Source organism: Stutzerimonas stutzeri (assembly GCF_000935215.1).
Taxonomy (GTDB): Bacteria; Pseudomonadota; Gammaproteobacteria; order Pseudomonadales; family Pseudomonadaceae; genus Stutzerimonas.
In genome coordinates this window covers 1-12,027 of sequence record NZ_JXXD01000075.1, presented here as the reverse complement: position 1 = coordinate 12,027, position 12,027 = coordinate 1, and the positions used below count along the sequence as shown (strand labels likewise).

Here is a 12,027-nt window from a genome sequence, read left to right as displayed (position 1 = left end):
CCATCGACCGGAAATGGCAATGATTCGTGCTTATATCGTCCTTGCCGCGCTGTTCGGCTTGACTGGCGTTGCGCTTGGCGCTTTCGCTTCCCATGCCCTCAAGAGTCAGTTGAGCGCTGCCTATCTTGCGGTGTTTCAGACGGGAGTGCAGTACCAGATGCTTCATGCGCTGGCACTGCTCGGCGTCGCGCTGCTTTCGTTGCATCGGCCCGGCCGCCTCCTGACTGCGGCAGGTGCCCTGTTCGTCGCCGGTATCCTGTTGTTCTCCGGCAGTCTCTACCTGCTCACCCTCAGCGGAATCGGCAAGCTGGGCATGATCACGCCGCTAGGGGGTACGTCCTTTCTCGCAGGCTGGCTCTGCCTGGCGCTGGCCGGCTGGCGCATACGCAGCTGAGCGGGACGAACGGCCGCGGGCTTCGCGTTGGTGGCGGGGGTGATTCGGGCTAGAATGCCGTCCCCTTTTCGCAATGGCGGCGAACAGCATGCAGATCCAGTTGAATGGCGAACCCTATGAGCTGCCAGCCGGCGAGTCGGTGGCCGACCTGCTGGTGCGTCTGGACCTGACCGGACGCCGTCTGGCCGTCGAGCTCAATCGGGACATCGTGCCGCGCAGCGCGCACGCGACTACCGAACTCAGCGAAGGCGATCACGTCGAGGTGGTGCACGCCATCGGTGGCGGCTAGCCGGTCGCGCTCATCCGAATTGCGCCGCCCTGCGGCGCCCAGTCCGCAGCAACACGTCCGAACGAGGAATTCCCATGCGCCCAGTTCCGCACGACAAGCCCTTCACCCTGGCCGGTCGCACCTATCAATCGCGCCTGCTGGTCGGCACCGGCAAGTACAAGGACCTTGAGGAGACGCGTGCGGCCATTGAGGCCTCGGGTGCCGAGATCGTCACCGTCGCGGTGCGCCGCACCAATATTGGTCAGAATCCGGGCGAGCCGAATCTGCTCGACGTGATCAGCCCCGAGCGCTACACCATCCTGCCGAACACCGCCGGCTGTTTCACCGCCGAGGACGCGGTGCGTACCTGCCGCCTGGCCCGTGAACTCCTCGACGGCCACAAGCTGGTCAAGCTGGAAGTGCTGGCCGATCAGAAGACGCTATTTCCCAACGTGATCGAGACCCTCAAGGCCGCCGAAGTACTGATCCGGGACGGCTTCGACGTCATGGTCTATACCAGCGACGACCCGATCATCGCTCGCCAGCTGGCCGAGATGGGCTGCATCGCGGTGATGCCGCTGGCCGGCCTGATCGGCACCGGCCTGGGTATCTGCAATCCGTACAACCTGCGCATCATCCTCGAGGAAGCAACCGTGCCCGTGCTGGTGGATGCCGGTGTCGGAACCGCTTCGGACGCCACCATTGCCATGGAGCTGGGCTGCGAAGCGGTGCTGATGAACAGCGCCATCGCCCATGCGCAGAATCCCGTGCTGATGGCCGAGGCCATGAAGTACGCCATCGAGGCCGGCCGCCTGGCCTATCTTGCCGGCCGCATGCCGAAGAAGCTCTACGCCAGCGCCTCGTCGCCGCTGGACGGGCTGATTCGCTGAAACGATTCGTGGCCGGCCCCGATCTTGTGTCAGGGGCCGGCTTTTTTATTTCTCGCAGGTAGACCATGACAGAGCAGAACCCCGCGGCCGAAGCGCAGCAAACCGAGCACCGCCGCACCATCAAGAGTTTCGTGATGCGTGCCGGGCGAATGACCGAAGGCCAGCAGCGTGGCCTGGAGCAAGGCTGGCCGAAGTTCGGCCTGGAGATCGAGAACGGTCTGCGCGATTTCGACGAGGTGTTCGGCCGTAGCGCGCCGCGCACCTTCGAGATCGGCTTCGGCATGGGCCATTCCACCCTGGAAATGGCCGCCGCGGCGCCGGATCAGGACTTCATTGGCGTGGAAGTGCATAAACCTGGTGTCGGCGCGTTGCTGAGCGGACTTGTGTCACAGAAATTGAACAACGTCAGGGTCTACAGTTGCGACGCCTTGGAGGTACTGCGCGATTGCGTGGCCGATGCCAGCCTGGACCGCGTATTGCTGTTCTTTCCGGACCCCTGGCACAAGAGCCGTCATCACAAGCGACGTATCGTGCAGCCGGCTTTCGCCGAGCTGGTGCGCAGCAAGCTGAAGATCGGCGGCGTACTGCATATGGCTACCGACTGGGAGCCCTATGCCGAATACATGCTCGAGGTGATGAACGTCGCCCCGGGCTATCGCAATCTGGCCGAGGATGGACGTTGCGTGCCACGGCCTGCGGAGCGACCGATCACCAAGTTCGAGCGTCGTGGTGAACGGCTCGGTCATGGCGTCTGGGACCTGAAATTCCAGCGCATCGACTGAGCGCGGTCAGTAAAAGCGAAACGCCCGCGACCTAGTCCCGGCTGCCCTATCAGCGGCGCCAGGCAGCCAGGTCGCTTGCCACACCCAGATCGAGAGCCGCAGCAGCGGCCAGGGAAGAGTGCTGCCAGGACGGCATGCCTGCCCACACCATATAACAATGCAACGCCGATAGTCGGGCTCGCCACGCGGTGCCCAGCATCGTGCGCAATTGGGGGAGTAGACGATGTACGGAAAGATCGGAATTCTGCTGTTGGCAGCCTGTACCGCGTTACCGGCACAGGCGAAGGTAGACAGCACGCAGGCCGCGCGACTGGGGCAGGACCTGACTCCGCTGGGAGCGGAGCGCGGCGGCAATCCCGCGGGGACGATCCCGCCCTGGGCCGGGGGCGTTGCAGCACCCGCCGGCTACCAGCCCGGGATGCACCATCCCGACCCGTATGCGGCCGATACAGTGCTCTATCGCGTCGATCACACCAATATCAACGAGTACAGCGGCCAGCTTTCCGGCGGTATGAAGGCGCTGCTGGAGCGTTATCCCGACTACCACCTGCGCGTATTTCCGACCCGCCGCAGCGCCTCGGTGCCGCAGCGGATCTATGATGCCACTCGCTACAACGCCGTCAGCGCCGAGCTCATCGCCAACGGCAACGGTATCCAGGGCGCGGCAGCCGGCATTCCCTTCCCGATCCCGCAGAGCGGCATCGAGGTGATCTGGAATCACATCCTGCATTACAAGGGTGACCAGAGCCACATGATCAATAACCAGGCAGTGGTGATCGGTGGCCGGGCCAACTACATCAAGCGCGATCGGCACATCTATTACGTCTACAACCGCGAAGGCATGACTCACGCGGACCTGGACAACACCGTGCTGTACTACAAGTACCGTGTCACCGCGCCGGCCAAGCTGTCCGGTACGGCACTGGTGGTGCAGGACCCGCTCGACCAGGTGCTGACCACTCGCAAGGCGTGGCGCTACAGCCCGGACGATCGCCGCGTGCGCCGTCTGCCGTCGCTGGCCTATGACTCCTTGCAGCCCGACACCAGCGGCTTGGCCACGGCCGATGTGGTCGACTCGTTCAACGGCGCGCCGGATCGCTACGAGTGGGAGCTGCTCGGCAAGCGTGAAATGCTGATGCCCTACAACAGCTATGCCGTGCATCAGAAGGGCCTCCCCTACGACAGCATCGTCCAGGCACGCACCCTGAACCCGGAACTGCTGCGCTATGAGCTGCATCGCGTGTGGGTTGTCGAGGCGACTTTGCGCAAGGGCTTCAGTCACCTCTACGACAAGCGTCGGTTCTATATCGACGAGGACAGCTGGGCGATCCTTGCCGTCGACCTGTACGACGAGAAGGGCGAGCTGATCGGCCTGCAGGAAAGCCATCCGATCAGCTATTACGACGTGCCGATGTTCAACAGCACGCTGGAAACGCTCTACCACCTCAAGGACGGCAACTACTTCGTCGATGGGCTGGACAACAACGAGCCGATGTACGACTTCAACGTCAAGCTCGGCCCGCGTGATTTCTCGCCGCAGGCGCTGCGTCGCGGCAACTGACGAAGGACAGAAACAGAAGATGCACGAAAGGGCGCCGCTGGCGCCCTTTTTTGTACCACCAGAACTGCCGTCGCGCGTCGCTGCGGCGGTGTGAGGCTACAAGGTTGCTCCTGTTCGGCGGGGCCGAGCACGGGTAGTGACTTCGCTCAAGAGTGGGCTGGCGCGGCAGTGGGATGATCGCCTGCGTAGCGCTGCAAAGGCGGCCCGGCAGCCGGGCAAGCAGCCACGTCATTCGCAAAAGGAGGGAGCCGCGTGTTCAGACCGGGACAACTGGAGTACCACAGCCTTTCCGCTTCCGGGAAACCGGGTTATCACCTGCAGCTCGACTATCGTGTCGAGGGCACGCCGGAGGCGCCGCAGTGGGCGTGTTTTCACCTGCGCTTCGAGGCCGGAGCAACTCTGGTGGACGAGCAGTTTCGAATGCACCGCGATGTCGCCTGCAACTTCCTGCAACGCGTCCGTCAGTGCCTGCGTCGCCACGGTGTGCCGGTGGACACCGATATCCTCTTCGGCCTGCACGGCATCTACGACCCGCTGTTCGAGGATCTGCGCCGGCAGCTGTGCTATCGGCCGGGCGAGGCCGTCGATCTCGATCGATTTCTTCGCGAAGGCTGAGCGGCGTAAGTGGCTTGTGCGGTCAGTTGGTCAAGGCAAGTTCGGATGTACATGGCTCCGAGAAGGCGCTGCGACGCGTCATAGCGGGGCTATGGCAAGGAGCAGCAACACAGTATCGGGGCCATGGGCGCCGGAGTCGACCAACTGACCTTACCAACCAGGCCACTAGTTGCGGTCGGCGATCACGCCGATGAGGAAGAAGATCAGCAGCAGCACCGGCGCCAGGCTGTAGTTGTTCAGGTGGGCCAGCCCCTGGGTCATCCACGGGGTGAGGAAGACGATCGCCAGGCCATAGCCCACCGCGCAGACCAGTACGAAAATCAGCGTGCGGAAAAAGAAGTTCAGGCTGCTGACGGCGCCCTTTACCCAGGTATTGATTGCCGGGCCGAACAGTACGAAGAGCGTGGCCATCAGCGCCAGGGAGATATCCGACAGGTGGCTGCGGCTCCAGCGCGACAGCGTGACGATCAGGTCGAGTAGCAAATCCATGCGGTGTCCTTAAGGCAGGAAGCTCTGTAGCAGGTCGTTGAGAAACAGCTGGCCCTTCGGCGTCGCCACCAGGCGCGCTGGGTCAGCCGAGAGCAGGCCGCGCGCTTCGGCGTCGCGCCGTGGCTTGGCGAGCACATCCAGCGGCAGTCCGGTGCGCTGAGTGAACAGCATGGCCGGTACGCCGTCGGTGAGGCGCAGCACATTCATCAGGAATTCGAAGGGCAATTCGTCCGCTGCCAGCAGCTTTTCGCCTGCACGGAAGGCCTTGGCCGGATCGAGGTAGTCCTTCGGCAGGCGGGTCTTCCAGCTGCGCAGGATGCGTCCGTCGGCGTGGCTGAGCTTGGCATGGGCGCCGGCACCAATGCCAAGGAAATCGCCGAAGGTCCAGTAGTTCAGGTTGTGCCGCGCCTGCCGCCCGGGCTGGGCGTAGGCGGAGGTCTCGTACTGGCGATAGCCGTGCTCCGCGAGCAGCGTCTGGCCGGCTTCCTGGATGTCCCAGAGGATATCGTCTTCGGGCAGCTGCGGCGGCTGGCTCCAGAACACCGTGTTTGGCTCCAAGGTCAGCTGGTACCAGGACAGGTGCGTCGGTTGCTGCGCGATGGCGATGCGCAGGTCGCTCAACGCATCCTCCAGGCTCTGGTCCGGCAGGCCGTGCATGAGGTCGAGGTTGAAATTGTCGAAGCCGGCGGCGCGCGCCATGTTGGCGGCGCGAATCGCTTCGTCGCCGTCGTGAATGCGCCCGAGCGCCTTGAGCTTGTCGGCCTGGAAGCTCTGCACGCCAATGGACAGCCGGTTGATGCCTAGCTGGCGGTAGTCGCGGAACTTGGCCTGTTCGAACGTCCCCGGATTTGCTTCCAGGGTGATCTCGATGTCCTCGGAAAAGCCGACCAGCCGTTCCAGTCCGTCGACGATCGCCGCCAGTGCCTTGGCAGAAAACAGGCTTGGCGTACCGCCGCCGAAGAAGATCGAAGTCAGGCGGCGGTCCCCGACGTGCTCAAGATCCGCGCGAAGATCGGCCAGCAGCGCGGCGACATAGGCGTCTTCGGACAGTTCGGGTCCGGCCGCGTGGGAATTGAAGTCGCAGTACGGGCATTTGCGCACGCACCAGGGAATATGTACGTACGCCGCCAGCGGGGGCAATTCGAAACCTGCCGTTGTTGCCGCTTTCATATCCCCAGCCGCTGCTTGAGCAGGGCCATGGCGCGTGCACGGTGGCTGAGCTGGTTCTTCTGCGCTGCAGGCAGCTCGGCGCTGGAGCAGTCGCATTCCGGCACCCAGAACAGCGGGTCGTAGCCGAAGCCATGCTCGCCGCGTGCTGCATGCAGGATGCGGCCGTGCCAGAGGCCTTCGCAGATGATCGGCAATGGATCGTCGGCGTGGCGCACCAGCGCCAGGGCACAGACGAACTGCGCGCCGCGTTCGGCATCCGGAACCTCACGCAGGACGTCCAGCAGCTTGGCGTTGTTGGCGGCATCGCCTTGGCCATCGGCGTAGCGCGCCGAGTAGATGCCCGGTGCGCCGCCGAGGGCGTCGACGGCCAGGCCGGAGTCGTCGGCGAGCGCCGGTAGACCGGATAACCGCGCGGCGTTGCGCGCCTTGAGAATGGCGTTCTCGACGAAGGAGAGACCGGTTTCCTCCGGCTCGACGGTGCTGAACTCGGCCACCGAGCGCACGCGTACCGCGTCACCGAGCATGGCCTGGAGCTCCTTGAGTTTGCCGGCGTTGTGGCTGGCCAGTACCAGTTCGGAAAAAGGCATCATCGGTCGGGGAAGAATTCCTGGTTGAACTCGAAGCTGAACGGCTCGGCGCCGGTCGGCTGAACGGTGAGGGCGAAACGCAGGGTTTCCTGCGAGTCGAAGGGGAACTGCGCGAGGTAATAGATCGCCTCGTCACCTTCCTTGAGCTGCTTGAAGCCCAGCGGGCGATCCTGCCCGAGCAGGTTCTTCACTACGCCGCTGACCTGTGCCGCGACCGGTTTGCCGTCCTTGATCACCGAGACGTTGACTACGCCCTGGGTCTTGCTGCGCGTGAGTCCGGCGGCGGCGGCAATGTCCGGCTGCAGGAAGCCCGAATTGAAGGCACTGTAGTGGACGTCGTATTCGCCGACGCTGTGTTTGCGCTCGGCCAGCGCCGGCAATGTGAGCAGTGCGGCCAACAGACCGATCAGGATGCGTTTCATGTGCTTACCTCCAGCGTTGAAGCCGCTCAGCGGGATGGCCCGGTGACGCGGTAGATGCCGATTTCACCCAGCAGATTCGGCCATATGCGACTGGCCCAGCCATGCCGATGATCGCGGTCGACTGCCAGGCGTTCTAGCACCCTGGCACCGCTTTCCTGGCACAGCCGCTCGAAATCCTCGAACGTGCAGAAGTGAATGTTCGGCGTGTTGTACCAAGTGTAGGGGAGGAACTCCGACACCGGCATGCGGCCTTTGCTCGCAAGGTACCAACGGCAGCGCCAATGGCCGAAGTTGGGGAAGGTGATGATGCACTGGCGGCCGACGCGCAGCATTTCCTTCATCAGCTGGTCGGGGTAATGCACGGCCTGCAGCGCCTGGGTCATCACCACCATGTCGAAGCTGTCGCTGGCGAAGTTGCCCAGGCCCAGGTCGAGGTTCTGCTCGATGACGTTGACGCCCTTGTCGATGCAGGCGGCGATGTTGTCCGGGTCGATCTCTAGGCCGTAGCCGCTGACCTGCTTGTGATCGCGCAGCCAGGCCAGCAGCTCGCCATTGCCGCAGCCGAGGTCGAGAACTCGGCTGCCGGCCGGAATCCACTCTTGGATGATGTCCAGATCGGCACGCATCTTCGTTCCTTATACGGCTATGCGGTTCATGTAACCGCGGAAGGCTTGCAGGTAGCGGGGATTGGGGATCAGGAAGGCGTCGTGGCCCTGCGGCGCATCGATCTCCAGGTAGCAGACATCCTTGCGCGCAGCGAGCAGGGCGTCGACGATTTCCCGCGAGCGCTCCGGCGAAAAGCGCCAGTCGGTGGTGAAGGACATCACGCAGAAGCGCGCCTGGGCGCCCTCGAAGGTCTTGGCCAGATCGTCGTTGTGGGCTGCCGCCGGGTCGAAGTAGTCCAGCGCCTTGGTCATCAGCAGGTAGGTATTGGCGTCGAAACGCCCGGAAAACTCCTCGCCCTGATAGCGCAGGTAGCTTTCGACCTGGAATTCCACGCTGTTGAAGTCGTAATTGAGCTTCTCGCTCTTGAGTCCGCGACCGAACTTGGTGCCCATGGCGTCATCGGACAGGTAGGTGATGTGGCCGACCATGCGCGCCAGCATCAGGCCGCGCCTGGGAATCACGCCCATCTCCTGGAAATGGCCGCCGTGGAATTCCGGGTCGGACAGGATGGCCTGGCGCGCGACTTCGTTGAAGGCGATGTTCTGTGCCGACAGCCTGGGCGCCGAGGCGATGGCCAGGCAGTGGCGGACTCGCTCAGGGTAGCTGATGGTCCATTGCAAGGCCTGCATGCCGCCCAGGCTGCCGCCTATCACCGCTGCCCATTGGGCGATGCCAAGGCGGTCGGCCAGAAGTGCCTGACTGTGCACCCAGTCTTCCACTGTCACCACTGGGAAGTCTGCACCGTAGGGCTTGCCGCTGGCCGGGTTGGTGCTGCTCGGGCCGGTCGAACCGTTGCAGCCGCCCAGGTTGTTAAGGCTGACGACGAAGAAATGATCGGTATCAATAGCCTTGCCCGGGCCTATGCAGGAATCCCACCAGCCGGGTTTGCGGTCGTCCATGCTGTGGTAGCCGGCGGCATGATGGTGGCCAGAGAGTGCATGGCAGATGAGCACGGCATTGCTGCGCGCGGCATTCAGCTCGCCATAGGTTTCATAGATCAGCTGGTAATCGGCCAGCGTACGGCCGCAGGCGAGTGTCAGTGGTTCGGCAAAATGCGCGACCTGCGGACTCACCAGGCCAACGGAATCGGCGGGAATTGCAGTGGGCATCGACCCTGGCTCTTGCTTGAAGAAGGCGGCAAAGTCTAAAGGTATGCGCGTTGCAATTCATCCTGAAATGCAACGGCGAGCGGGGCTCTCGCCATTTCCTCGCGGGCTGCGGCGAAATGGCGACAGCTTCAGCTGATCTGCGCGCTGGTCAGGCTGACCACCTTGCCCTGCCGCCGCAACGGCGCCGGTCGGCGCAGCGCGCGGAGCATTTCTGCGGCCTGTGCCAGTTGCAGCTCCAGTTCGCCGCTGTAGCGCGTCAGCAATTGTCCGCGCTGGCTGTTCTGCTGGCTCTCCCTGGCCAGGCTCTTCAACTGCAGGATGTGGGTTTCCAGCTGTTGCTTGTGTTCCAGGGAAAACTGCAGCAGCGGCGTCAGCGCATCTCCAGCCCACTGTTCGGCTTCCTGGCGCAGCCGCTGGTGCATGCCGATGACCTCCTGCACCAGGGTAGAGAAGAAGCGTCTGGTGAGTGTTCGCTGCTCGGTGAGCAGGGTCTTCAACTGCAGGCGGAACTGATCGGCCTTGCCCTGCAGGCTGCGCAGCTCGCGCTGATAAGGCAGCAACTGGAACAACGGCGGGTCGATACCCTGTAGGGGGTTTTCTTCGCTGTGCCGCCGGTAGATCGCCGAAACCATCTTGTTGGCCCTTTCCGCCTCCTGCTCGAGGATGCCCAGGTCCTGTTCCACCGAGCGGAAGAAGTGCAGGATCGCCAGGTTGATGCCCAGCGTGGTCAGGCTTCCGGTCAGGCTGCGTCGCAACCGGGTCAGGTGCTCCTCGAGGCGTTCGGCCCGTATTGCCGTGCGCAGCAGCTCACCCTGGCGTTGCAGCAGGCGCTGATTGGTCTTCAGGTCGAGCAGGCGCTTGTGGTGGCGGTTGTGATCGTGCCGCGTGCGCGCGGTGAGTTCGAGCAGCATCTGCCCGCTGCCTTCCTGATGACTGGCCAGCACATCGCGCTGCTCGATGACCTTTTCCAGGCGCAGCTTGAGGGCATGCTGACTGTTCTGCAGCAGCGCCATCACCTGCTGCACCACCTGGTCTTCGAGCAGGAGTTCCTTCTGCGTGAGGATGCGCTGGCTGAGCAATTCTTCCAGCCGTGCCAGCTGGCTGCGTTCGAGCAGCGCCTGGTCACCGCGAATCTTCGCCATCAGCGCCTGTTTGGCCGACAGCGGCAGGACGTCGGCGCAATCAATGCCCAGCTGTTGCGCGGTGCTGTCACGGATATCCTCGATGGCCTTCTGCACGAAGGTCTCGCCGGCAACATCGTCCCAGAGCACGTCGATCTTGTTCAGTACGGCGAACAGGCTGTTCTGCGTATCTTCGTCGAGCTGGCGGATGTGCTGCTGCCAGATCTGCATGTCACTGGCGGTGACACCGGTGTCGGCAGAGAGCAGGAACACTATTGCCTGGGCATTGGGCAGCATCGACAGGGTCAGTTCCGGCTCGCTGCCCAGCGCGTTCAGCCCGGGCGTATCGAGAATGCGCAAGCCCTGACGCAACAGCGGGTGGTCGAAGTTGACCACGGCGTGGCGCCAGGCCGGGACCAGTACGGTATCGCCACTGCTGCTGCTTTCCAGGCCGGCCGGGTCAAAGCCCAGCTGAATTGCCTGTTCCACCGGCATGGCCTTGGTCAACGCGACCTGGGCAAAGCCTTCGGCCATGCGTTCCGGGTCATGCGGGTCGAGCGGGAGATTGAGCCAGAGTCGCGGTGTGCGCTTGAGTTGCGCGATGCTGGTGTCTTCCAGGCGCGACTCGATGGGCAGCAGGCGGATGTAGGAGCGTTCCGAACGCGGATCGAACAGCAGTTCGGTGGGGCACATGGTGGTGCGGCCAGCCCGTGAAGGCAGGATGCGCTGACCGTAGTTGGAGAAGAACAGGCTATTGATCAGCTCGGTTTTGCCGCGCGAATACTCGCCGACGAAAGCCAGGGTGATGTGATCGGTGCGCAACACCCGCAGCGCTCGCTCCAGGCGCGCCTCGACGCCCTCGCTGGAAAGCCGGTTATGCGCCAGCCAGCTGCGGTAGCGGGTGATCTCACGAATGAGGTCACGCTTCCAGGTGACGTAGGCGTCCACTTGTCGGTCGAGACGTTCCATGCTCATCCAGCTCCCGGAGGTGTGATTCGGCGAATTATCGGACCCGCCGGTGCAAGGTCAATTCAATCGAAGCCTGGCGTGACCGAACGGCCTTGCTGGCGGCATGGATGGTCATGGGCGGCTCGGGTTCGAGTCGATGTCCTCGTTCACACCCCGCAGCGAAGTACGAGGCAGGATGGAAAAAGCCGAGAAATTGAAGTCTACGTGCTGCCTTGCGGCATTCCGAGGCGCTTTTGGCTCCTCGGTGCCGCTTTGGCAGCAAAGCATGAACAGCGTCTCAGATGAGCATGCGCAGGATGTTCGGCATGTGGGTCATGGTGGCCAGGTTGTTGACCACCAGCATGTCCAGCAGTTTGATCGCCAGGAAGGCAAAGATCGGTGAGATATCCAGCCCGCCGAGGTTCGGCAGCAGGCGGCGGAACGGTGCCAGGACCGGCTCGCAGAGTTGGCTGACCAGCTGCGCGCCCGGGTTGTGGCTGCCCGGCGCGACCCAGGACAGGATGACGCTGATGATCAGCGCCCAGAAGAAGATGTTGAGGAACAGCCCGGTGATGCCGATCAGCGCCCAGACCAGCAACAGCAACGGATTGCCGGTGGTGCCGTAGGCGATCAGCAGGATCAGCGCCATCAGCACCATTTGCACGATGATCGCGAGGACCAGCGAGGACAGGTCCAGCGTGCCCATGCTCGGAATTATGCGGCGCATCGGCCGCAGCAGCGGATGGGTGGCCTTGACGATGAATTGGCTCAGCGGATTGTAGAAGTCGGCGCGTACCAGCTGCAGGATGAAGCGCAGCAGCACGATCAGCAGATAGAGGCTGCCCAGCGTCTGGATGATCAGAATCAGGGCTTGCGAAAGTTGGGACATGAATGCTCCTTAGGGGCTGTTGATGTTGCGTCGCGAGCCGCGTTGCCTCGGCAAATGGCGCCGGGCAAGGCGTGGGACGCAGGTAATGGTGTTCCCTTGCCAAGTCCCGCAACGCC

At 63.2% G+C, this 12,027-nt stretch carries 14 protein-coding genes; 6 read left to right on the top strand and 8 right to left on the bottom strand.

Annotated elements, in window-relative coordinates:
* Positions 1-19: 19 nt before the first annotated feature.
* From LO50_RS09205 to LO50_RS09180, 6 genes are all read left to right on the top strand, one after another.
* Positions 20-394, top strand: coding sequence for a DUF423 domain-containing protein (locus LO50_RS09205; RefSeq protein WP_014818732.1), 375 nt, complete (start codon positions 20-22; stop codon positions 392-394).
* Positions 395-467: 73 nt separating this feature from the next.
* On the top strand, positions 468-683 hold the full coding sequence (gene thiS / locus LO50_RS09200; RefSeq protein ID WP_256364880.1) for a sulfur carrier protein ThiS: 216 nt from the start codon (positions 468-470) through the stop codon (positions 681-683).
* A gap of 74 nt (positions 684-757) precedes the next feature.
* Positions 758-1,552, top strand: coding sequence for a thiazole synthase (locus LO50_RS09195; RefSeq protein WP_014818734.1), 795 nt, complete (start codon positions 758-760; stop codon positions 1,550-1,552).
* A 65-nt stretch (positions 1,553-1,617) separates the two neighbouring features.
* Positions 1,618-2,334, top strand: coding sequence for a tRNA (guanosine(46)-N7)-methyltransferase TrmB (gene trmB / locus LO50_RS09190; RefSeq protein ID WP_044314788.1), 717 nt, complete (start codon positions 1,618-1,620; stop codon positions 2,332-2,334).
* A 223-nt stretch (positions 2,335-2,557) separates the two neighbouring features.
* On the top strand, positions 2,558-3,895 hold the full coding sequence (locus LO50_RS09185; protein ID WP_044314787.1) for a DUF1329 domain-containing protein: 1,338 nt from the start codon (positions 2,558-2,560) through the stop codon (positions 3,893-3,895).
* Positions 3,896-4,147: 252 nt separating this feature from the next.
* On the top strand, positions 4,148-4,510 hold the full coding sequence (locus LO50_RS09180) for a DUF5064 family protein (protein WP_173425583.1): 363 nt from the start codon (positions 4,148-4,150) through the stop codon (positions 4,508-4,510).
* Positions 4,511-4,675: 165 nt separating this feature from the next.
* On the opposite strand, the gene LO50_RS09175 is transcribed toward LO50_RS09180, so the two are convergent.
* The 8 genes from LO50_RS09175 to LO50_RS09140 form a co-directional block, all read right to left on the bottom strand.
* Positions 4,676-4,999 (bottom strand): DUF3392 domain-containing protein, encoded by a 324-nt coding sequence (locus LO50_RS09175; RefSeq protein ID WP_003303164.1) that lies wholly within the window; start codon positions 4,997-4,999, stop codon positions 4,676-4,678.
* A 9-nt stretch (positions 5,000-5,008) separates the two neighbouring features.
* Positions 5,009-6,169, bottom strand: coding sequence for a radical SAM family heme chaperone HemW (gene hemW, locus LO50_RS09170; protein ID WP_080902082.1), 1,161 nt, complete (start codon positions 6,167-6,169; stop codon positions 5,009-5,011).
* Positions 6,166-6,759, bottom strand: a complete 594-nt coding sequence (gene rdgB, locus LO50_RS09165; RefSeq protein ID WP_014818739.1) for an RdgB/HAM1 family non-canonical purine NTP pyrophosphatase — start codon at positions 6,757-6,759, stop codon at positions 6,166-6,168. Before rdgB ends, hemW begins: the two co-directional genes overlap by 4 nt.
* The gene (locus LO50_RS09160; protein WP_023446082.1) at positions 6,756-7,178 is read right to left on the bottom strand and encodes a DUF4426 domain-containing protein; all 423 of its coding nucleotides are present in this window, start codon (positions 7,176-7,178) and stop codon (positions 6,756-6,758) included. The genes rdgB and LO50_RS09160 overlap by 4 nt, the downstream gene beginning before the upstream one ends.
* A gap of 26 nt (positions 7,179-7,204) precedes the next feature.
* Complete coding sequence (gene metW / locus LO50_RS09155) at positions 7,205-7,804, bottom strand: methionine biosynthesis protein MetW (RefSeq protein ID WP_023446081.1); 600 nt, start codon at positions 7,802-7,804, stop codon at positions 7,205-7,207.
* A gap of 9 nt (positions 7,805-7,813) precedes the next feature.
* A complete protein-coding gene (gene metX, locus LO50_RS09150; protein ID WP_044314786.1) occupies positions 7,814-8,953 on the bottom strand; it encodes a homoserine O-succinyltransferase MetX in 1,140 nt (379 codons plus the stop codon).
* Between the two features lie 128 nt (positions 8,954-9,081).
* Positions 9,082-11,049 carry a dynamin family protein gene (locus LO50_RS09145; RefSeq protein ID WP_044314785.1) on the bottom strand — a complete coding sequence of 656 codons (1,968 nt, stop codon included), beginning with the start codon at positions 11,047-11,049 and terminating at the stop codon, positions 9,082-9,084.
* A 271-nt stretch (positions 11,050-11,320) separates the two neighbouring features.
* The gene (locus LO50_RS09140; protein WP_003303157.1) at positions 11,321-11,911 is read right to left on the bottom strand and encodes a YggT family protein; all 591 of its coding nucleotides are present in this window, start codon (positions 11,909-11,911) and stop codon (positions 11,321-11,323) included.
* Between the last annotated feature and the right edge of the window lie 116 nt (positions 11,912-12,027).

What these genes read in the sequence shown, in the direction of transcription:
- LO50_RS09185 (WP_044314787.1), top strand. Translation starts at nt 2,558, where the DNA reads ATGTACGGAAAGATCGGAATTCTGCTGTTGGCAGCCTGTACCGCGTTA.
- trmB (WP_044314788.1), top strand. Translation starts at nt 1,618, where the DNA reads ATGACAGAGCAGAACCCCGCGGCCGAAGCGCAGCAAACCGAGCACCGC.
- LO50_RS09145 (WP_044314785.1), bottom strand. Translation starts at nt 11,049, where the DNA reads ATGAGCATGGAACGTCTCGACCGACAAGTGGACGCCTACGTCACCTGG.
- rdgB (WP_014818739.1), bottom strand. Translation starts at nt 6,759, where the DNA reads ATGATGCCTTTTTCCGAACTGGTACTGGCCAGCCACAACGCCGGCAAA.
- metX (WP_044314786.1), bottom strand. Translation starts at nt 8,953, where the DNA reads ATGCCCACTGCAATTCCCGCCGATTCCGTTGGCCTGGTGAGTCCGCAG.
- LO50_RS09160 (WP_023446082.1), bottom strand. Translation starts at nt 7,178, where the DNA reads ATGAAACGCATCCTGATCGGTCTGTTGGCCGCACTGCTCACATTGCCG.
- LO50_RS09175 (WP_003303164.1), bottom strand. Translation starts at nt 4,999, where the DNA reads ATGGATTTGCTACTCGACCTGATCGTCACGCTGTCGCGCTGGAGCCGC.
- LO50_RS09195 (WP_014818734.1), top strand. Translation starts at nt 758, where the DNA reads ATGCGCCCAGTTCCGCACGACAAGCCCTTCACCCTGGCCGGTCGCACC.
- hemW (WP_080902082.1), bottom strand. Translation starts at nt 6,169, where the DNA reads ATGAAAGCGGCAACAACGGCAGGTTTCGAATTGCCCCCGCTGGCGGCG.
- thiS (WP_256364880.1), top strand. Translation starts at nt 468, where the DNA reads ATGGCGGCGAACAGCATGCAGATCCAGTTGAATGGCGAACCCTATGAG.
- LO50_RS09205 (WP_014818732.1), top strand. Translation starts at nt 20, where the DNA reads ATGATTCGTGCTTATATCGTCCTTGCCGCGCTGTTCGGCTTGACTGGC.
- metW (WP_023446081.1), bottom strand. Translation starts at nt 7,804, where the DNA reads ATGCGTGCCGATCTGGACATCATCCAAGAGTGGATTCCGGCCGGCAGC.
- LO50_RS09140 (WP_003303157.1), bottom strand. Translation starts at nt 11,911, where the DNA reads ATGTCCCAACTTTCGCAAGCCCTGATTCTGATCATCCAGACGCTGGGC.